Origin of the sequence: Phaeobacter sp. LSS9 (assembly GCF_003443595.1) — a bacterium.
Taxonomy (GTDB): Bacteria; Pseudomonadota; Alphaproteobacteria; order Rhodobacterales; family Rhodobacteraceae; genus Phaeobacter; species Phaeobacter piscinae.
The window spans coordinates 1,948,361-1,966,102 of record NZ_CP031956.1 but is presented as its reverse complement, the minus strand read 5'-3'; the positions used below and the strand labels follow the sequence as shown (position 1 = coordinate 1,966,102).

23 protein-coding genes are annotated in these 17,742 nt (G+C 61.8%); 17 read left to right on the top strand and 6 right to left on the bottom strand.

The genetic code is table 11. The features are described 5' to 3' along the window. Window positions 1-42 precede the first annotated feature (42 nt). Both D1820_RS09350 and D1820_RS09345 read left to right on the top strand, forming a co-directional pair. Complete coding sequence (locus D1820_RS09350; protein WP_118068742.1) at window positions 43-1,230, top strand: GNAT family N-acetyltransferase; 1,188 nt, start codon at window positions 43-45, stop codon at window positions 1,228-1,230. Beyond that, window positions 1,227-1,517: a 4a-hydroxytetrahydrobiopterin dehydratase gene (locus D1820_RS09345; RefSeq protein ID WP_102896299.1), complete on the top strand. Its 291-nt coding sequence runs from the start codon at window positions 1,227-1,229 to the stop codon at window positions 1,515-1,517. The genes D1820_RS09350 and D1820_RS09345 overlap by 4 nt, the downstream gene beginning before the upstream one ends. A 76-nt stretch (window positions 1,518-1,593) precedes the next feature. Here D1820_RS09345 and D1820_RS09340 read toward each other — a convergent pair whose 3' ends face one another. Further along, window positions 1,594-2,082, bottom strand: coding sequence for a peroxiredoxin (locus tag D1820_RS09340; protein ID WP_040174426.1), 489 nt, complete (start codon window positions 2,080-2,082; stop codon window positions 1,594-1,596). A 123-nt stretch (window positions 2,083-2,205) separates the two neighbouring features. Between D1820_RS09340 and D1820_RS09335 the strand changes: the two genes are divergently transcribed. From D1820_RS09335 to D1820_RS09320, 4 genes are all read left to right on the top strand, one after another. Beyond that, a complete protein-coding gene (locus D1820_RS09335; protein ID WP_118068740.1) occupies window positions 2,206-3,417 on the top strand; it encodes an NAD(P)/FAD-dependent oxidoreductase in 1,212 nt (403 codons plus the stop codon). Continuing rightward, window positions 3,414-3,968, top strand: a complete 555-nt coding sequence (gene rsmD, locus D1820_RS09330) for a 16S rRNA (guanine(966)-N(2))-methyltransferase RsmD (RefSeq protein WP_118068738.1) — start codon at window positions 3,414-3,416, stop codon at window positions 3,966-3,968. The genes D1820_RS09335 and rsmD overlap by 4 nt, the downstream gene beginning before the upstream one ends. A 24-nt stretch (window positions 3,969-3,992) precedes the next feature. Then, window positions 3,993-4,661: an HAD family phosphatase gene (locus D1820_RS09325; RefSeq protein WP_118068737.1), complete on the top strand. Its 669-nt coding sequence runs from the start codon at window positions 3,993-3,995 to the stop codon at window positions 4,659-4,661. Window positions 4,662-4,847: 186 nt separating this feature from the next. Further along, on the top strand, window positions 4,848-5,174 hold the full coding sequence (locus tag D1820_RS09320) for a hypothetical protein (protein WP_014875807.1): 327 nt from the start codon (window positions 4,848-4,850) through the stop codon (window positions 5,172-5,174). An 85-nt stretch (window positions 5,175-5,259) separates the two neighbouring features. On the opposite strand, the gene map is transcribed toward D1820_RS09320, so the two are convergent. Beyond that, window positions 5,260-6,069, bottom strand: coding sequence for a type I methionyl aminopeptidase (gene map / locus D1820_RS09315; RefSeq protein WP_040174854.1), 810 nt, complete (start codon window positions 6,067-6,069; stop codon window positions 5,260-5,262). Window positions 6,070-6,226: 157 nt separating this feature from the next. Here map and D1820_RS09310 point away from each other — a divergent pair, with 157 nt between their 5' ends. Further along, window positions 6,227-7,144: a mechanosensitive ion channel family protein gene (locus D1820_RS09310; RefSeq protein ID WP_118068736.1), complete on the top strand. Its 918-nt coding sequence runs from the start codon at window positions 6,227-6,229 to the stop codon at window positions 7,142-7,144. 4 nt (window positions 7,145-7,148) lie between these two features. Here D1820_RS09310 and sfsA read toward each other — a convergent pair whose 3' ends face one another. Further along, complete coding sequence (gene sfsA / locus D1820_RS09305; RefSeq protein WP_118068734.1) at window positions 7,149-7,847, bottom strand: DNA/RNA nuclease SfsA; 699 nt, start codon at window positions 7,845-7,847, stop codon at window positions 7,149-7,151. A gap of 50 nt (window positions 7,848-7,897) precedes the next feature. On the opposite strand from sfsA, the gene D1820_RS09300 reads away from it, so the two are divergent. Genes D1820_RS09300 through D1820_RS09285 form a run of 4 tightly spaced genes read left to right on the top strand, consistent with a single transcriptional unit; the run spans window position 7,898 to window position 10,916 of the window. Then, window positions 7,898-8,620: a molybdopterin-binding protein gene (locus D1820_RS09300; RefSeq protein WP_118068733.1), complete on the top strand. Its 723-nt coding sequence runs from the start codon at window positions 7,898-7,900 to the stop codon at window positions 8,618-8,620. Beyond that, on the top strand, window positions 8,617-9,360 hold the full coding sequence (locus D1820_RS09295; RefSeq protein ID WP_118068731.1) for an N-acetyltransferase: 744 nt from the start codon (window positions 8,617-8,619) through the stop codon (window positions 9,358-9,360). The genes D1820_RS09300 and D1820_RS09295 overlap by 4 nt, the downstream gene beginning before the upstream one ends. A 3-nt stretch (window positions 9,361-9,363) precedes the next feature. Next, window positions 9,364-9,939 carry a peroxidase-related enzyme gene (locus tag D1820_RS09290; protein WP_118068730.1) on the top strand — a complete coding sequence of 192 codons (576 nt, stop codon included), beginning with the start codon at window positions 9,364-9,366 and terminating at the stop codon, window positions 9,937-9,939. Further along, complete coding sequence (locus D1820_RS09285; protein ID WP_118068728.1) at window positions 9,936-10,916, top strand: OmpA family protein; 981 nt, start codon at window positions 9,936-9,938, stop codon at window positions 10,914-10,916. The genes D1820_RS09290 and D1820_RS09285 overlap by 4 nt, the downstream gene beginning before the upstream one ends. An 87-nt stretch (window positions 10,917-11,003) precedes the next feature. On the opposite strand, the gene D1820_RS09280 is transcribed toward D1820_RS09285, so the two are convergent. After that, window positions 11,004-11,909 (bottom strand): LysR family transcriptional regulator, encoded by a 906-nt coding sequence (locus D1820_RS09280; RefSeq protein WP_014875799.1) that lies wholly within the window; start codon window positions 11,907-11,909, stop codon window positions 11,004-11,006. Window positions 11,910-12,106: 197 nt separating this feature from the next. Here D1820_RS09280 and D1820_RS09275 point away from each other — a divergent pair, with 197 nt between their 5' ends. From D1820_RS09275 to D1820_RS09260, 4 genes are all read left to right on the top strand, one after another. Continuing rightward, window positions 12,107-12,562 (top strand): DUF4399 domain-containing protein, encoded by a 456-nt coding sequence (locus tag D1820_RS09275; protein ID WP_118068726.1) that lies wholly within the window; start codon window positions 12,107-12,109, stop codon window positions 12,560-12,562. A 98-nt stretch (window positions 12,563-12,660) separates the two neighbouring features. Further along, window positions 12,661-12,984, top strand: a complete 324-nt coding sequence (locus D1820_RS09270; protein WP_118068725.1) for an NIPSNAP family protein — start codon at window positions 12,661-12,663, stop codon at window positions 12,982-12,984. Then, window positions 12,981-13,337: an antibiotic biosynthesis monooxygenase gene (locus D1820_RS09265; protein ID WP_014875796.1), complete on the top strand. Its 357-nt coding sequence runs from the start codon at window positions 12,981-12,983 to the stop codon at window positions 13,335-13,337. The genes D1820_RS09270 and D1820_RS09265 overlap by 4 nt, the downstream gene beginning before the upstream one ends. Window positions 13,338-13,384: 47 nt before the next feature. Further along, a complete protein-coding gene (locus D1820_RS09260; protein WP_118068723.1) occupies window positions 13,385-13,732 on the top strand; it encodes a hypothetical protein in 348 nt (115 codons plus the stop codon). 70 nt (window positions 13,733-13,802) lie between these two features. Here D1820_RS09260 and D1820_RS09255 read toward each other — a convergent pair whose 3' ends face one another. Together D1820_RS09255 and D1820_RS09250 are read right to left on the bottom strand one after the other, a co-directional pair. Then, window positions 13,803-14,354, bottom strand: coding sequence for a type 1 glutamine amidotransferase domain-containing protein (locus tag D1820_RS09255; protein WP_118068722.1), 552 nt, complete (start codon window positions 14,352-14,354; stop codon window positions 13,803-13,805). A gap of 160 nt (window positions 14,355-14,514) precedes the next feature. Next, window positions 14,515-16,542: an NADPH-dependent 2,4-dienoyl-CoA reductase gene (locus D1820_RS09250; protein WP_118068720.1), complete on the bottom strand. Its 2,028-nt coding sequence runs from the start codon at window positions 16,540-16,542 to the stop codon at window positions 14,515-14,517. A 158-nt stretch (window positions 16,543-16,700) separates the two neighbouring features. On the opposite strand from D1820_RS09250, the gene D1820_RS09245 reads away from it, so the two are divergent. Both D1820_RS09245 and D1820_RS09240 read left to right on the top strand, forming a co-directional pair. Then, window positions 16,701-17,183, top strand: a complete 483-nt coding sequence (locus D1820_RS09245; RefSeq protein ID WP_118068718.1) for an RNA pyrophosphohydrolase — start codon at window positions 16,701-16,703, stop codon at window positions 17,181-17,183. Between the two features lie 39 nt (window positions 17,184-17,222). Then, window positions 17,223-17,738 (top strand): hypothetical protein, encoded by a 516-nt coding sequence (locus tag D1820_RS09240; protein ID WP_118070122.1) that lies wholly within the window; start codon window positions 17,223-17,225, stop codon window positions 17,736-17,738. Window positions 17,739-17,742: the final 4 nt, after the last annotated feature.

Sequence of the window (17,742 nt, the reverse complement as noted above, 5' to 3'; positions counted from 1 at the left end):
ATCCGCGGCGGACCCAGATACTGTCTGTCGCGGAGGAACTGAATGGAACAGGCGCAGATTGAAATCGAAGTGCTCGGCGCGCTGTCGCAGCTATCGGCCGAGGAATGGGACGCCTGCGCCTGTCCTGAGGCCGCTGACGGCGGTGCCCCACGAGATCCCTTCACCACGCACCGGTTTTTGAGCGCGCTGGAGGACAGCGGTTCCGTCGGGCGCGGCACCGGCTGGCAGCCGCAGTACCTGACCGCACGCCGCGACGGCGAGCTGATCGCCTGCGCGCCGATGTATGCCAAATCCCACAGTCAGGGCGAATATATCTTCGACCACAACTGGGCCCATGCCTACGAACAGGCAGGCGGGCGCTATTACCCCAAACTGCAGATCGCAGCGCCTTTTACCCCCGCCACAGGGCGGCGTTTTCTGGTGAAGCCGGAATTCGAAGGTCAGGGCCAGTCCGCACTGGTGCAGGGGGCTGTACAACTGGCGGCGGACAACCGCGTCTCCTCCCTGCATGTGACCTTCTGCACCGAGGATGAGGCGCAGATGGGGGCCGAAATGGGGCTGATGGCCCGTGTCACGCAACAGTTTCACTGGCTGAACGACGGCTACCGCAGTTTTGACGATTTCCTTGGCGCACTCTCGTCACGCAAGCGCAAGACCATCCGCAAGGAACGCGCGCAGGCGCAGGGCTTTGGCGGTGAGATCCGCGCCTATCACGGCAGCGATCTGCGCCCCGAACATTGGGATGCCTTCTGGACCTTCTATCAGGACACAGGCGCGCGCAAATGGGGCTCGCCCTATCTCAGCCGCGCCTTTTTCGACATCGCGCATGACACCATGGCGGACGACATGGTGCTGATTCTTGCCGAACGTGACGGGATACCGGTTGCGGGTGCTTTGAATTTCCTAGGCCGTGACACGCTTTACGGGCGCTACTGGGGGTGCCGCGAACACCACCCCTGCCTGCATTTCGAACTGTGTTATTATCAGGCCATCGATCAGGCGATTGCCCGCGGGCTGGACCGGGTCGAGGCGGGCGCGCAGGGGGAACACAAGCTGGCGCGTGGCTATCTGCCGACGCAAACGCATAGTCTGCATTGGGTGGGCGATCCGGGATTTGCCGATGCCATTGCCCGCTATCTGGAGGCCGAACGCGGCGCCATCGAAGAAGAAATCGAGATCCTGACGGACTACGGTCCGTTCCGCAAACCCCATGTGGAGGAGCAACAATGACCGAGAAACTCTCAGACGCCACGCGCGGCCCGCTGCTGGATCCGCTGTTCAGCGCCGGTTGGCAGGTAGTCGAAGGCCGCGATGCCATCACCAAGACCTATAAATTCGACAGTTTTGTCGATGCCTTCGGCTGGATGACCCGCGCCGCAATCTGGGCCGAAAAATGGGATCACCACCCGGAGTGGAGCAACGTCTACAACTCCGTTACCGTGACCCTGACCACCCATGATGTCGGCGGCATCAGCGCACTTGATGCAAAACTCGCCCGCAAGATGGAGAGCCTTTAGCGGCCACCACCCGACAGATATGACTAGACAAAGGCGCGGCTTGGATCCGCGCCTTTGTTTGTTTGATCCTTGCGGATCAGCCGATGGAGTCCAGCAGCGCCTCGCCCGCAGACAGTTCACATTGGCCGGGATTGTCTTCGGCGTTCATGACTTCAACCTTGCCATCGCGCGCCAGCATCGCATAGCGCAGCGACCGCCCGATCAGACCCGCCGCAGGTGCATCCAGCCGCATCCCGATCGCATCGGTAAACCCGCATTCGGCGTCCGACAACATGGTGATACCGGCAGCACCAGCCCCGGTCGCCTCCGACCAGGCCTGCATCACAAAGGGATCATTGCCGGCAATGCAGATGATTTCATCCACGCCTTTGGCGGCCAGCGCGTCCTTATTGCGGATGAAGCTGGGCACATGGGCCGAATGGCAGGTCGGGGTAAACGCGCCCGGCACCGCAAAAATGGCAACCGTGCGCCCCTTGGTCAGCTCCGCCATGCTCACCTGTTCAGGGCCCTCCGCCCCCATGCGGGTCAGTGTCGCTTCAGGCAGGGTCTCTCCAACGGAAATCATGATCTGTTCCTCTCCCGTGATTGTGTTTTATATCCCCACACATATAGGGTCGGGCAGCTGGCATGCCAGAGGCGTGTGACAACCAGCAGCCGCAGACCGGGACAGCAGAAAGAGAGGGGAACCATGACCCATTTCGTCGTGATCGGGGCAGGGCAGGCTGGCGCCTCGCTGGTGGCTCAGCTGCGCAAGCAGGGCTTTGACGGGGAAATCACCCTAATCGGCAGCGAACCGGTCGTGCCCTATCAGCGTCCCCCCCTCTCCAAGGCCTATTTGCTGGGCGAGATGGAGCTGGAGCGGCTCTATCTGCGCCCTGAGAGTTTCTACGCCGATAGCAATATCGCCCTCAAGCTGGGCCGACAGGTGCAGGCCATTGACCCAGCGGAGAAGACCGTGACCCTCGCGGATGAGGTGCTGCACTACGACCAGCTGGCGCTCACCACTGGGTCCAGTCCGCGCCGTCTGCCTGCCGCTATTGGTGGTGATCTGAACGGCGTTTACGTGCTGCGCGATCTGGCAGATGTGGACGCCATGGCGCCCGTGGTCAAAGACGGCGCGCGCACGCTGATCGTGGGCGGTGGGTACATCGGGCTAGAGGCCGCCGCCGTCTGTGCCAAACGCGGGGTCTCCGTCACGCTGGTGGAAATGGCCGACCGTATCCTGCAACGGGTCGCTGCGCCAGAAACCTCGGACTATTTCCGCGCGCTTCACACGGGCCACGGTGTCGACATCCGCGAAGGCATCGGACTGGAGCGGCTGGAGGGCGAGGGTGGGGCCGTCAGCCGCGCCGTGCTCAGCGATGGCTCAACGGTTGAGGTGGATTTCATCATTGTCGGCGTTGGCATCACCCCCGCATGTGATCTGGCAGAGGCGGCGGGCCTGGCGCTGGAGAACGGCATCAAGGTGGATGAGCAGGGACGCACTTCTGATCCCGCGATCTGGGCCGCCGGGGATTGCGCCTCCTTCCCCTATCGCGGCAGCCATATCCGGCTCGAAAGCGTGCCCAACGCCATTGATCAGGCAGAGGTCGCTGCCCTCAATATGCTCGGCGCGGGAGAGACCTATGTGGCGAAGCCCTGGTTCTGGTCCGATCAATATGACGTCAAACTGCAAATCGCGGGCCTCAACACCGGATACGACAATGTCGTCACGCGCGCGGGACAGGATGGCACCATGTCCTTCTGGTATTACACCGGCGATCAGCTGGTGGCGGTGGATGCAATGAACGATCCCCGCGCCTATATGGTCGCCAAACGCCTGATTGAGGCGGGACGCACCGCCGACAAAACCGTGGTGGCAGACCCTGAGGCGGATCTGAAACCGCTGCTGCGCGCATGAGGATCATCGCCGGAGATTTCCGAGGCCGCGCGCTCACCAGCGTGGGCAAGGGGGATGCAGGCGCCCATCTGCGCCCCACTACTGACCGGGTGCGCGAAAGCCTGTTCAACGTGTTGAGCCATCTGGTTGATTTCGATGGGCTGCGGGTGCTGGATCTGTTCGCGGGCACCGGTGCCTTGGGGCTTGAGGCGCTGTCGCGCGGCGCGGCGGATGCGGTGTTTGTCGATGATGGCCGGGTCTCACAGGGGCTGATCACTAAGAACATCGACCTGCTGCGGATTAAGGACCGCGCACGGCTCATCCGCCGCGATGCAACCCGCCTGCCGGTCAATGATGGCACGCCTTGTGATGTGATATTCCTTGATCCACCTTATGGTAAATCGCTGGGGCAGAAGGCGCTGATCGCCGCGACCAAAGGCGGCTGGCTGGCTGAGGATGCGCTGGTGGTCTGGGAAGAAAGCAGCCCCATGCAAGCCCCCGCAGGATTTACCCTGCACGACAGCCGCAAATACGGCGACACGCACATCACCCTCTTGTGGCGCGAGAGCTGAACACCAAAACAAAGGACGCATTTCATGCCGATCACATATCCGACGCCGAAACTGGTGGTTTTCGACTGTGACGGCGTTTTGGTCGACAGCGAAACGCTCAGCAATCAGGTGCTGGTCGACAACCTCGCACGCCACGGGCTTCAGCTGTCACTTGCGGAATGTATGGATCTCTTTGTCGGTGGCACCATGGCAGATGTGCGCACCAAGGCCATCGCCCGTGGCGCTGACCTGCCCCAAGATTGGATCGCAGAGATCTATGAGGAAACCTATACCCGTCTGCAGCAGGGGGTCGATTTGGTGCCGGGGGTGTCCGATCTACTGGCGCTGTTACAGGCGCGAGGCATCGCCTTTTGCGTGGCCTCCAACGGCAGCGAGGAAAAGATGCGCATCACCCTTGGCCAGAACGGCCTTTGGAATTTGTTTCATCCCCACGCCATGTTCTCCGCTCATACGCTCAAGACCGGCAAACCGGACCCTGATTTGTTCCTTGCCGCCGCCTGCCATTTCGATGTGCAGGCCCGCGACTGCCTGGTGATCGAGGATAGCGAAAACGGCGCCATCGCCGCCGCCCGCGCCGGCATGCGCTGCCTCGGCTTTGATCCCCACGGCACGGGCCACCGCCTGACACCGCATAACGCCGAGCATATTACCACCATGACAGACGTCCCACGTCTGATCGGCCTGCGTCCCTAATGGTGCTCTCAGGTAGAGTGCGACATTTTCACAGCAATCTATGCGTTTTGCTTGGCGGAACTCCCCGCAGTCCGACCGCAGGATTTACACGCACCCATGTTCGCCATATTCGGCCTGGGAAACGGACGATCAATCGGCCCGTTCAGCATCTCATTTCAGATGCTCAGAATTGAAGTAGGACACAATATGAAACTCAATCTCCGCATCGGCCTGGCCCTCGCCAGCGCCTTGGCCCTGTCGGCCTGCGTATCGCCCGATGTTGTCACCAAAACGCAGGTGGGTGATGCCAAGCTGACCTGCACCGAAATCGCGGTGCAGCTGAACCAGCTGGAAGAGATCCGCAAAGAAGCCAAGAAGGGCAAGAGCATGTCCGGCGAGAATATCGCAGCCGCGCTGTTGTTCTGGCCCGCGGTGATCGGCAACCATTCCAACGCCAAGCAGGCGCTTGAAGCCGCGAATGAGCGTCACGAGGTTCTGGTTGCCTTGGCAGAGCGCAAACGCTGCAAGCTCTGATATCGGTACGGGGCAATCTGTATCGCTGAACGACAAAGGGGCGCGCCGCATGGCCCGCCCCTTTTTTTAGTGGAGTGATACGGTCTCAGCCGTAGGTCGGGTGAAACTTGCCCGCAGGCGACAGGGTGAAAATCTCAGCACCATCTGCCGTCACCCCGACCGAATGTTCAAACTGCGCAGACAGCGATTTGTCGCGGGTCACGGCGGTCCATTCATCGGCCAGAATCTTGGTTTCCGGACGGCCAAGGTTCACCATCGGCTCAATGGTGAAGAACATACCTTCCTCCAGCACCGGACCGGAGCCCGCGCGGCCATAGTGCAGCACGTTGGGCGGGGCATGGAACACCTGACCCAGACCATGGCCGCAGAAATCCCGCACCACGCTCATGCGCTGCGCTTCGACGTAGGACTGGATGGCGTGGCCGATATCGCCAAATGTGTTGCCGGGTTTCACCGCCTCGATCCCCTTCATCAGGGAGTCATGCGTCACCTGGATCAGCCGTTCGGTTTTGCGCGACAGTTTGCCGGCCACATACATCCGGCTGGTATCGCCAAACCAGCCGTCAACAATCACGGTGACGTCGATATTCAGGATGTCGCCATCCTTCAGCTTTTTCTCACCGGGGATCCCATGGCAGACCACGTGATTGACGCTGATGCAGCTGGCGTGCTGATAGCCTTTGTAACCTATGGTCGCTGAGGTCGCGCCTGCGTCCTCCACCATCTGGGTGATCAGCCGGTCCAGCTCACCGGTGGTCTGACCGGGCACGACATGGGCGGCAATATCGTCAAGGATCCGGGCCGCCAGCGCCCCGGCCGCGTGCATTCCGGCGAAATCGCCGGGCTCATAAATGCGAATGCCGTCTTTTGTGGTGCGGCCGTCTTTCGATCTCATCAGATGAGGCTCCATCGGGTGTCTTTGACATAGCTATGTAAGCGGTTCGCGCCCAAAGGGCCAGAGCCAGCACACCCCCGTGCCGGGAACTTTTTACCGGTGGCATGCGTTCCCCTCCCTGACGAATTGCAACCGCACTACGGAGGGAGGCGCACATATGGACAGTCTGAATGCCCTGATGCAGACCGAAATCTACAACGGCAAATCGCTGGCTGATCTGGTCACGCTGGAGTTTCTGGCCCAGGCCATGGGCAGCGTGCTTGCCGCCATCGTGATCCTGCTGGCCGGGTTTATCGTTGCCAGCTGGGTCAAACGCCGCATCGTGCAGATCGGTGACAGCCACGCCAGCCTCGATGTGACCCTGTTCCACTTCCTCGGCAATCTGGCACGCTATGTGATCCTCGCCTTTGCGCTGTTGTTTGTGCTCAACACCTTCGGGGTTGAGACCACCTCTATTATTGCGGCTATCGGTGCTGCCGGCCTCGCCATTGGTCTGGCAATGCAGGGCGCGCTGTCCAATGTCGCGGCCGGCATTATGCTGATCCTGTTCCGCCCGTTCAAACTGGGCGATTTCATTGAGGTGAATGACGAAATGGGCACGGTGGTGGAAATCACCCTGAACAACACCGTGATCGCCAGCCTCTCCAATCTGAAGGTGATCATCCCCAACTCAGAGGTTTGGGGCAACACGATCACCAACTATTCCGAGTTTGACACCCGCCGGGCCGAGTGGAGTTTTGGTGTGGGTTACGGTGCCAATCTTGCCACCGCCGAGCAGGTGATCCGCGACACCATCATGTCCGACAGCCGCTCTCATGCAGAGCCGGAGCCGTTCATCCAGGTCAATAATCTGAACAGCAGTTCGGTTGATTTTCTGGTCCGCGTCTGGGTCGATGCGGCGGAGTATTTCCAGTATCAGGCCGACATGAAACGCAAGGTGAAAGAGGCGCTTGATGACGCCGGGATTGATATTCCATTCCCGACCCGCACGCTGGTTCAGGCGGCCCCCGATGCCTCGCAGGACGTCGCGGACACATCTGACGCCCAGGCCGACGAGCGAAGCGCCGCCGCCTGAGGGATCAGCCCGCGATCACACCTGCGATCTCAACGCCTTGCGGGCTGATGCGGGTGCCGATCACCAGACGTTCCACACCTGCCGCCGCCGCCGCATCCCAGGCGGCGGCATAGGTCGGGTCGATGTCGCGGGCAATCTCAAACCGATCACAATCCTCGCGCTGCACCAGATAAAGCAGCACCGCCCGGTGTCCGGCGCGGCACATATCCGCCAGATTTCCCAGATGTTTGGCGCCGCGCGCGGTCACACTGTCGGGAAACTCTGCCAGACCGGGCCGCCGGGATAGCGTCACACTTTTCACTTCAACATAGCAATCTGGCAGGCCGGGCTGGCTCAGCAGGAAATCAATGCGGCTCTTCTCGGCGTATTTCACCTCGGCCCGGACCGTTGCGTATTGCGCTAGGGCCGGAATCTCGCCTGCCTCCAGCGCCGATTTCAGCGCGCGGTTTGGCACCGACGTATCCACGCCGACCAGAGCACCGCCCGCAACCTCAACCAGCCGCCAGCCGTATTTCAGCTTTTTCTTGGGGTCGTCATTGGGCTCCAGCCAGATCGGGCTGCCCGGCTCGGCCAGTCCCAACATCGATCCGGGATTGGCACAATGGGCGGTTACTTCGCGCCCATCCGGCAACTGGCAGTCCGCCAGAAACCTTTTGTAGCGTCGGATCAGCATGGCGGGCAGGAGAGGGGTTTGAAAGCGCATGTGACTGGGCCTATACCTGCGCTATCATTGGATCAAGAGGAGGAGCGCAGATGGCAAACCCAACCGCCGCAATGCTGGTGATCGGAGACGAGATTCTGTCCGGGCGCACCCGTGATGCCAATATGTATTACCTTGCCGGTGAGCTGACAAAACATGGCATTGACTTGCAGGAGGTGCGGGTGATCAGCGACAACGAGCCTGCGATCATCGCGGCTGTGACGGCGCTGTCTGATAGCTATGACCATGTCTTCACCAGCGGCGGTATTGGCCCCACCCATGATGACATCACCGCTGATTGCATCAGCAAGGCCTTTGATGCCCATCTGGACGTGCGCGACGATGCCCGTGCGCTGCTGCAGGCCCATTACGACAAGTCCGGGCAGGAGCTGAACGCCGCCCGCCTGCGGATGGCACGGATCCCCGATGGCGCGACGCTGATCGAAAACCCGGTCTCCACAGCCCCCGGTTTCACCCTGCGCAATGTGCATGTGATGGCCGGTGTGCCCAGCGTGTTTCAGGCCATGGTCGCCTCGGTGCTGCCCACGCTCACCGGCGGCGCGCCGCTGTTGTCGCAGACCCTGCGGGTGCAGCGGGGCGAGGGCGATATCGCCCCCATCCTGACCGCCATTGCCGAGGCCTATGATGACCTCTCCATCGGCTGTTACCCGTTCCAACAAAACGGTGCCTTTGGCGCCAATGTGGTGGTGCGGGGCGCTGATGGCGCGCGGGTGGATGCGGCGATCACAGCGCTGGCGCGGGATCTTGATCTTTGACGACTGCTCACTCTCTGACCGACCCCAAGTATTACGACGTCACCGACCACACATGGCCCGCCGCTGAAATGCGCCAGCTTGGCCCGGTAACCCTGCGCCGGGGCGCTGGCGGCGGCAGCCGCGTGTCAGCGGCCACTGTCACCACAGGTCACGCCAGCGAGGCGGAGATCACCGCCGCCGAACAGGCCATGGGCGATATGGGACAGGATTCTCTGTTCATGATCCGCGATGGTCAGGACGCCCTTGATGCGCAGCTCGCCGCGCGGGGCTATGTGATCAAGGATCCGGTGGTGCTCTGGACCTGTCCGGTTCAGCAGCTCTGCACGGTGGAGATCCCGCCCGTGACAGCCTTCTGCGTCTGGGAGCCGCTGGCGATCCAGTATGAAATCTGGGCCGAGGGGGGCATCGGCCCCGAGCGCTTTGCAGTGATGCAACGGGCTCAGGGCGCAAAAACCTCGCTGCTGGGCCGGTGTGACGATTCTCCGGGGGGCACCGGCTTTGTGGCGATCCACGACAGCATCGCCATGGTCCACGCGCTGGAAATCCTGTCTCATCAACGCCGCAAGGGTATGGGTGTTTGGCTGCTGCACCGGGCTGCGCAGTGGGCCGCCGATCAGGGCGCACGCGAATTGGCGGTTCTCTGCACCGAGGCCAATGCTGGCGCAAACGGTCTATATGCCTCACTTGGCATGCAGCGCGCCGGGCGTTACCACTATCGCCACAACCCAGAGGGAGTGTAACCCATGACACATGACACCGACGCACCCACCGCGCTTGACCTGCCGATGGTGGACCCGCTTCCGCCCGAGACGCAGAAATACTTCGACATCTGCCAGGAGAAGCTGGGCATGGTGCCCAATGTGCTGCGTGCTAATGCGTTCGACATCGACAAGCTCAACGCCTTTACCGGGATGTATAACGACCTGATGCTGGCGGACAGCGCGTTGTCAAAGCTGGAACGCGAGATGATCGCGGTGGTGGTCTCCGCCATCAACAGCTGTTTCTATTGCTTAACGGCCCATGGGGCGGCGGTGCGCCAGCTGTCAGGCGATCCAAAGCTCGGCGAGATGCTGGTGATGAACTACCGCGTCGCCCCGCTGGAGCCGCGCCAGCGTGCGATGCTGGATTTCGCCGTAAAGGTGACCAAAGCCAGCGCCGAGATTGAGGAGTCCGACCGTCAAATCTTGCGCGACCATGGGTTTAGCGACCGCGACATCTGGGACATCGCCAATGTGACGGGCTTTTTCAACATGTCCAACCGGGTTGCCAGCGCCACCGGCATGGTGCCCAACGACGCCTATCACGCGCAGCACCGGTGATCCGTCGCGCCATTCTGACCAGCCGCTGGCTGGTGCCTGTTCTGGCGGGTCTGTTTTGCGCAGGCCTGCCGTTGGGCGTTGCTGCACAGGGGATCAATCTGCCCGCCGGCGCGCGCCAGCTGGCCGAGCGCGCCACCGCCCTTGGCAGCTACTCAGTGCCGTTGGGTCCCGCCAGCGACGACGGTGTGCCCGAACGCCAGGTCGAGGGGCAGATCCTGCGCCGCAGCTGGCGTGTGTCCGGCGATTCCACAGTGCTACAGGTACTGGCACCGCTCCGCGCACAGTTGGTCGCGGCCGGGTATGAGCTGCTTTATCAATGCCCTGCGCGCAGCTGCGGCGGCTTTGATTTCCGCTTCGATATTGAGGTGATCCCCGCCCCGGACATGACCGTCGATGTCAGCAACTACAGCTTTGTCTCGGCGGAACATCCCGATGGGCGCATCGTTACGCTCTTGGTCTCGCGCTCCGGCAACGCCACCTTTGTGCAGGTGATCGAGGTCACGCCTGAAGGGGACAGCGCGCCGGTCATCACCGATGGCACCAGCCCGGCAGACGGCGGCTCCGACGCAGCCCCGACTGCTGCGCTGCCACTCATTGGCGCGGCAGAGCTGATCACCGGGTTGCGCCGCAATGGGCGGGCCGTGCTGGCGGATCTGGAGTTTGAAACCGGCGCCGTGACACTGGGGGCCAAACCTTATGACAGCCTTGCGGCTCTCGCAGAGTTCCTGAGTCAGAACCCGGATTTCGATGTGCTCTTGGTGGGTCATACCGATACGGTAGGGTCGCTGACGCAGAATATCGCGATTTCTGAACGCCGCGCCGATGCGGTTCGTCGCCGCCTGCTGGCCGATAGCGCCCTTAACCCCGCGCGGATTGCCGTAGCCGGGGCCGGGTTCATGGCGCCGCTGACCACCAACCTCACCCCAGAGGGGCGCGAGGCCAATCGCCGGGTTGAGGTGGTGCTGATCAGACGCTGATGTGGTGCGGTCCCGCTCGGCCTGTCGGACAGAAACAGAAAACCCGGCACAACGGCCGGGTCCTGTCCAATCCCAAAGAGGCGCGCCTCACCAGGTGATGCCATCCTTGTCGGCAAAGGCATTGGCGAGGAAGTCGATAAAGGCCCGCACCTTGGGTTGGGTGAAGCGGCCAGGAGGGTAGACCGCATAGATGCCTTGGGTCTCCATCGGCAGTGAGGGCATGACGTCCTCAACCAGCCCTTCGGCCATGGCATCTGAATAAAGGTAGCTCGGCAGATAGGCGATCCCCAGACCGGAGATTGCCGCATTCAGCAACGATTGTCCGTCATTCACCGACAGCCAGCCGGAGGTCCGCACCTGCCGCTTTTCGCCGGACGGCGCGGTGATCTTCCACATGCTGCCACTCGATTGGTTGGAATAATGCAGCAGCTTGTGCATGTTCAGATCGTCGATCTTCTGAGGGCGGCCGAATTTCTCCAGATAGGCAGGAGAGGCGATCATCCGTTTGGTGGTTTCCGTCAGTTTGCGCGCCCGCAGGGAGCTGTCTTCCAGCTCACCAATGCGCAGCGCCATGTCGAACCCTTCAGAGATCAGCTCCACATAGCGGTTGTTCAGCACCATATTGACGGTGATATCGGGGAAGTCGCGCAGGAAATCCGATAACACGGGCGACAGGTGGTTGACGCCAAAATCCGTCGCAACAGAGATCCGCAACAGTCCGGAAGGCGCAGATTGCATCGAGGTCACCAGCGCATCCGCCTCCCCGGCATCATTCAGCACCCGGCGCGCCCGGTCGTAATAGGCGAGGCCGATTTCTGTGGGGGACACCCGCCGCGTGGTCCGGTTCAGCAGCCGCGCGCCAAGACGGGCCTCAAGGCTGGACACATGTTTGGACACCGCCGATTTGGAGATCCCCATCTTCTTGGCCGCATCGGTGAATCCGCCCTGATCCACCACATTGGCAAAGGCCTCCATTTCGGTCAGTCGATCCATAGCACTCGCGTCCTTATCCATCCGTGTTCCCCTATTTTTCGCGGTGAAATCGGGCAAGAACGGGGCAGGGATGGGATAATTGCGAGGTTATTCACCCATAGTTTACCAGCTGGAAACACCTGCCCGCGCGACGGAAGATCGAAAACCCGCCCGCTTCCCCTATGTTGAAAGAGGTTATGTCAATGGGAGGACATCTTATGAATGCGATGATCAGATCCACACTGGCGGCTGCGGTGGCCTGTGCCTTGCCCGTCTCTGCGGCCCTTGCGGGTGGCGAAACCCCGGCGCCGGAGGGGGCAGAGGTCTATTTCGTGACCCCCAAGGATGGTGAGGTGGTGTCTGCGCCGGTGACCGTGGTCTTTGGCCTGCGCGGCATGGGGGTGGCACCGGCCGGGACTGAAAAAGAAAACACCGGCCATCACCACCTGCTGATCGACCGCCCGCCACTGGGGGAGGGCGAAGACGGTGCGGATGAACTATCCTACGGCCTGCCATCGGATGAAAACCACATTCATTTTGGTGGCGGACAGACCGAAACCACGCTGGATCTGGCACCGGGTGAACATACGCTGCAGCTGGTGATGGGTGATTACGGCCACGTCCCTCATTCGACACCCATCGTCTCAGAGGTGATCACCATCAAGGTTGAATAGGCGGGGCAACGGGCGGCGATACTTCGGCGTAGGGCGAAGCATTCCCCGCATCCTGCCTGCTAGATCAGGGGCGTATTTTCCAGCAAAGGACGCCCCTGATGCTCACCTGTGTTATCCGCTACCATATCGACCCCACCAAACGTGAGGATTTCGCCACCTACGCCCGCAACTGGGGGCAGGCAATTCCGCGATGTGGTGCGGATCTCATCGGCTACTACGCCCCGCATGAGGGCTCATCAACGCTGGCCTATGGCATCTATGATGTGGCAGACCTTGCCGAATACGAAGCCTACCGCGCGCGCCTCGCAGCCGACCCGCTGGGGCGTGAAAACTGTGCCTTCGCTCAGGACCGCCGCTTCATCCTGCGCGAGGATCGCACCTGGCTGAAAAAAGTCTCTGACCCGGAAGGATCCACAGGATGATTGCCGTTATCTTCGAGGTTGAAATCAAGGACGGCGCCAAGGACCGTTACCTTGAGATCGCAGCCGACCTGAAACCCCTGTTGCAGGAGATTGAAGGCTTCATCTCCGTCGAACGGTTCCAGAGCCTCACAACACCGGGCAAACTCCTGTCGCTGTCCTTCTGGGAGAGCGAGGAAGCCGTGGCCAACTGGCGCCGCCTCAGCGCCCACCGCGCGGGGCAGGCCGAGGGCAGAGAGAGCGTGTTCAGCGACTACCGCCTGCGGGTGGCAGGTGTGTTGCGCGACTACGGCATGGACCGGCGCGACGAAGCCCCCGCCGATGCCCGCGCCGTCCACGATCCTGTTGTCACGTGAAACACAAGGCGCGCAGACTGCGCCTCTGGGGCTGTGCTGGGATCGGCATGGCGCTTTTCACCTCTCTGGTTGGGGCGGAAGAGATGCGAATACCCGGCGCGGCGATCCTGTCGCCCCGAGATGGCGATATCGTCGCATCGCCCATCGCGGTTGATCTCCGGGTGCCGGCAGAGGGCGCGTATCACCTCTATGTCGATGGCGATCCTGTAGACCCCGAGGGACTACCCATGGGCGATGTCCGCCTGACCTTGGATGTGCCAACAGGGATCCACGAACTTGACGTGCGCCAGATGGGCGCCGCCTTCAGCGGTCAGGCTATCACCGTGCTTGTTGATCGGATCACCTTGCCGGACGACACGAACTGCCTCGCCTGTGGCGGTTTGCGCCGCCCTTGACCGTTACGGCAAAGACCCCGGCGGCGAACCGGGGCCGTTGTGGAAATAGACACATTCACCGGTCGCAGGCTCAGCGCGGGTGCCGACCTTCTTCGATCTCTTCTACGATCTTGCCGACAAATGCCTTCAGATCATCGGGGGTGCGGCTGGTCACGATCCCGTTGTCCGTGACGACCTCCGCGTCCTGCCAATCGGCCCCCGCGTTGATCATGTCGGTCTTGATCGACTGAAACGATGTCATGGTGCGGCCCTTGACCAGACCGGCCTCAATCAGAAGCCAGGGCGCATGGCAGATTGCGGCGACAACCTTGCCCTGATCGTAGAAAGCGTTGATCAGCTCGATCACATCGTCATTGATGCGCAGCAGATCCGGGTTGACCTGACCGCCGGGTAGGACCAGCGCGTCGTAATCGTCGACACGGACCGCCTCCAGCGCCAGATCCGCCTCGGCCTCGCGGCCCCAATCATCGCCTTCCCAACCCTTGACCGCCTTGCCATCGAGGCTGGCGACAGAGACCTCAGCGCCCTTGACCCGCAGCTGATCGCGCGGGAATTCCAGTTCGGACTGCTCGAACCCATGGGTGGCAATCATCAGGATCTTGGCGTCGGTGATACGGGGCATGAAACTCTCCTGTTCGTCGTGTCGGTAATCGCGCCGCAGGGGCGGCGCCGTTCACCGACAAAACGCCACCGGGCGCCGGAGGTTCCACAATAGCAAACGACCCCCGCCACCACAGGCGGCGAGGGTCGCAAGACTTACAAGGGGGCGAAATGGTGCCGGATCAGAGGCTGGCCGCCAGCCGTGTGCCCTGATTGATGGCCCGTTTGGCGTCCAGTTCTGCGGCCAGATCCGCGCCGCCGATCACGTGGCAGGATGTGCCCTGTGCCTCCAGCGCATCCACCAGCGACCGCTCCGACAGCTGGCCAGAGCACAGCACAACGGTGTCCGCCGCAATTACGGTCGGGTTCTCACGCGCCTCGCCAAAGCTGACATGCAGCCCGTCGTCGTCGATCTTCTCATAGTTGACGCCGCCGACGAAATTCACATCCTTCATCTTCAGCGTGGCGCGGTGGATCCAGCCGGTGGTCTTGCCCAACCGCTTGCCGTGGCGCTCCGCCTTACGCTGCAACAGAGTCACCTCGCGCGCGGGCGCTTCGGGCTGCGGGCCTTCGGGGGACAGACCGGCACGGTGCTCGGCGGGGTCGGCAACGCCCCATTCCTTCATCCACAGCGGCAGGTTCTCGGTCGCGCTGTCGCCTGCGTGCAGCAGGAATTCCGACACGTCAAAGCCGATGCCACCGGCGCCGATCACCGCAACCCGCTTGCCGACCTCGGCCTTGTGGCGCAGCACGTCGATGTAATCGACCACATTGTCACGATCCTGACCGGGAATCTGCGGATCGCGCGGCACGACGCCGGTGGCAATCACCACCTCGTCAAACCCCTTGAGATCGCCCGCGGACACCTCGCGATTCAGTTCCAGCGAGACATCGCTGTCCGCCAGCATGGTGCGATACCAATCCACCAAGCCCCAGAACTCTTCTTTGCCCGGCACCTGTTTGGCCATATTCAACTGACCGCCAATCTCGCTTGCGCGGTCAAACAGCGTCACCTTATGGCCGCGCTCCGCCGCCGCCAGCGCCGTCGACAGCCCCGCCGGACCCGCGCCGACAATGGCAACAGTCTTGGTCGTTGCAGCAGGCGTCAGCACCAGCTCGGCCTCGTGACAGGCGCGCGGGTTGACCAGGCAGGATGTCAGCTTGCCACCAAATGTATGGTCAAGACAGGCCTGATTGCAGGCAATACACGGCGCGATTTGATCGGCCTTGCCCTCGGCGGCCTTGGCCACAAAATCCGCATCCGCCAGCATCGGTCGCGCCATCGACACCATATCGGCGCAGCCGTCGGTCAGCACCTGCTCGGCGACCTCCGGCGTGTTGATCCGGTTTGAGGTAATCACCGGAATGCCGACCTTGCCCATCAGCTTCTTCGTGACCCAGGCAAAGGCCGCACGGGGAACCGAGGTGGCAATTGTCGGGATCCGTGCCTCATGCCAGCCGATCCCAGTGTTGAGGATGGTCGCCCCGGCTTTCTCGACCTCTTGCGCCAGCTGAACCACCTCATCGTAGGTGGAGCCATTGGGCACCAGATCAATCATCGACAGGCGGTAGATGATGATGAAATCCGTTCCCACCGCCTCGCGGGTGCGGCGCACCACCTCGATCGGCAGGCGCATCCGGTTCTCATAGGAGCCCCCCCAGCGGTCTTCGCGCTTATTCGTATGGGTGACCAGGAACTGGTTGAGGAAATACCCCTCGCTGCCCATGATCTCAACGCCATCATAACCCGCCTGCTGCGCCAGTACGGCGGCGTTGACGATATCTGCGATCTGCTTCTCGATGCCGTCTTCGTCCAGCTCATTGGGCGGGAAGGGCGAGATTGGCGATTTCACCGGGCTGGGCGCGACACATTTGGGTCCATAGGAATAGCGCCCCGCATGCAGGATCTGCATGGCGATCTTGCCGCCGGCCTCATGCACGCGATTGGTGACTATGCTGTGGTTCTCCACATCCTGATCGCTGGTCATCATCGCCGCCCCCGGCAGAACCGAACCTTCGAGGTTGGGACCAATGCCTCCCGTCACCATCAGCGCCACGCCACCGCGCGCCCGATCGGCATAGAACTCCGCCACCCGGTTCCAGTCCTTGGTTTCCTCAAGCCCGGTGTGCATGGATCCCATCAGCACGCGGTTTTTCAACGTGGTAAAGCCGAGATCCAGCGGCGCCAACATTTTCGGGTACGCAGTCATGACACTCTCCCTGGTAGTTCTCTGATACGTCTTAATATCTGGGTTTGCGCGAAAATGGCCCAGTCTGAAAGGGATTGTCACTTCGGACGCGGCGTCACCCTCTTGCACGACGCTGGGGCATGGGTGCACAAGGGGGCATCCAACCGAGGAGAGCCTTGATGACGCCCGAAGAAATCGCCGCCTTGCCCTATCGGCCCAATGTGGGTGTGATGCTGCTGAATGCAGCGGGGGAGGTTTGGGTCGGGCAGCGCATGGACCGTCACAAAGACGCCTGGCAGATGCCACAGGGCGGCATTGACGCAGGCGAAGATCCCCGGCGCGCTGCCCTGCGTGAGCTGGAGGAAGAGACCGGTGTCACGCCTGATCTGATTGAGATTATCGCCGAAAGCGACGGCTGGCTGCCCTATGATCTGCCCGTCGATGTGGTGCCGCAGTTCTGGGGCGGGAAATATCGTGGGCAGGAGCAGAAATGGTATCTGATGCGCTTTCTCGGGCGCGATGATCAGGTCAATATCGCCACTGATCACCCGGAATTCTCCGCCTGGTGCTGGCAACCGGTGGATGAGCTGGTGAGCAAGATCGTGCCATTCAAACGCGAGGTCTACGAACGGGTTATTCAGGAGTTTCAGGACCATCTATGATGGTTCGGGCCCAACTTGCGTCTGACAAAGGACAGCCTGATGCCACCTCTTCGCACGCTTATCGCGCCAGCTGCCATCTCCATCGCGCTCATCGCGACCTTGGCGGGGCCTGCATCCGCCCTCAGCTGTCTGCCCTGGGGGCCGTCGGACGCCTATCTTGAGGCCGCGAAATCCGACAAGAGCTATGTCGTTGTCGAGGGCGTGCTGAGTTTTGATGAGGGCGCGCTGCCCAAGGCCCCGCAGGACAATCCCAATGACGCGCCGCCGCGCAGTCTGATTCCGGCGCAGATTGAGGGCAAGCTGATGATGGCGCGGGGGTTTTCGAAACCGGTCGATCTGCCCGTCACGCTGGAGATTCTCTGTTACGGCCCGTGGTGCGCGGGGGCCGCTGACGGGGTGGAGTATCTGGCGTTTCTGGAACAGCGCGACGGTGCCTATGTGCTGCGGATGGATCCCTGTGGCGGCTTTGGCTTCGGGGGCACCAAAGGCGCTGCCCGCAAGGAGGTGCTGGCCTGCCACGCGGGCAAATCCTGCACCCCCTGGTCCGAACGCTAACCCG

Excerpts from the sequence above, each read along its gene's own strand:
- D1820_RS09350 (WP_118068742.1), top strand. The coding sequence starts at position 43 with ATGGAACAGGCGCAGATTGAAATCGAAGTGCTCGGCGCGCTGTCGCAG.
- D1820_RS09345 (WP_102896299.1), top strand. The coding sequence starts at position 1,227 with ATGACCGAGAAACTCTCAGACGCCACGCGCGGCCCGCTGCTGGATCCG.
- D1820_RS09340 (WP_040174426.1), bottom strand. The coding sequence starts at position 2,082 with ATGATTTCCGTTGGAGAGACCCTGCCTGAAGCGACACTGACCCGCATG.
- D1820_RS09335 (WP_118068740.1), top strand. The coding sequence starts at position 2,206 with ATGACCCATTTCGTCGTGATCGGGGCAGGGCAGGCTGGCGCCTCGCTG.
- rsmD (WP_118068738.1), top strand. The coding sequence starts at position 3,414 with ATGAGGATCATCGCCGGAGATTTCCGAGGCCGCGCGCTCACCAGCGTG.
- D1820_RS09325 (WP_118068737.1), top strand. The coding sequence starts at position 3,993 with ATGCCGATCACATATCCGACGCCGAAACTGGTGGTTTTCGACTGTGAC.
- D1820_RS09320 (WP_014875807.1), top strand. The coding sequence starts at position 4,848 with ATGAAACTCAATCTCCGCATCGGCCTGGCCCTCGCCAGCGCCTTGGCC.
- map (WP_040174854.1), bottom strand. The coding sequence starts at position 6,069 with ATGAGATCGAAAGACGGCCGCACCACAAAAGACGGCATTCGCATTTAT.
- D1820_RS09310 (WP_118068736.1), top strand. The coding sequence starts at position 6,227 with ATGGACAGTCTGAATGCCCTGATGCAGACCGAAATCTACAACGGCAAA.
- sfsA (WP_118068734.1), bottom strand. The coding sequence starts at position 7,847 with ATGCGCTTTCAAACCCCTCTCCTGCCCGCCATGCTGATCCGACGCTAC.
- D1820_RS09300 (WP_118068733.1), top strand. The coding sequence starts at position 7,898 with ATGGCAAACCCAACCGCCGCAATGCTGGTGATCGGAGACGAGATTCTG.
- D1820_RS09290 (WP_118068730.1), top strand. The coding sequence starts at position 9,364 with ATGACACATGACACCGACGCACCCACCGCGCTTGACCTGCCGATGGTG.
- D1820_RS09280 (WP_014875799.1), bottom strand. The coding sequence starts at position 11,909 with ATGGATCGACTGACCGAAATGGAGGCCTTTGCCAATGTGGTGGATCAG.
- D1820_RS09275 (WP_118068726.1), top strand. The coding sequence starts at position 12,107 with ATGAATGCGATGATCAGATCCACACTGGCGGCTGCGGTGGCCTGTGCC.
- D1820_RS09270 (WP_118068725.1), top strand. The coding sequence starts at position 12,661 with ATGCTCACCTGTGTTATCCGCTACCATATCGACCCCACCAAACGTGAG.
- D1820_RS09265 (WP_014875796.1), top strand. The coding sequence starts at position 12,981 with ATGATTGCCGTTATCTTCGAGGTTGAAATCAAGGACGGCGCCAAGGAC.
- D1820_RS09260 (WP_118068723.1), top strand. The coding sequence starts at position 13,385 with ATGGCGCTTTTCACCTCTCTGGTTGGGGCGGAAGAGATGCGAATACCC.
- D1820_RS09255 (WP_118068722.1), bottom strand. The coding sequence starts at position 14,354 with ATGCCCCGTATCACCGACGCCAAGATCCTGATGATTGCCACCCATGGG.
- D1820_RS09250 (WP_118068720.1), bottom strand. The coding sequence starts at position 16,542 with ATGACTGCGTACCCGAAAATGTTGGCGCCGCTGGATCTCGGCTTTACC.
- D1820_RS09245 (WP_118068718.1), top strand. The coding sequence starts at position 16,701 with ATGACGCCCGAAGAAATCGCCGCCTTGCCCTATCGGCCCAATGTGGGT.
- D1820_RS09240 (WP_118070122.1), top strand. The coding sequence starts at position 17,223 with ATGCCACCTCTTCGCACGCTTATCGCGCCAGCTGCCATCTCCATCGCG.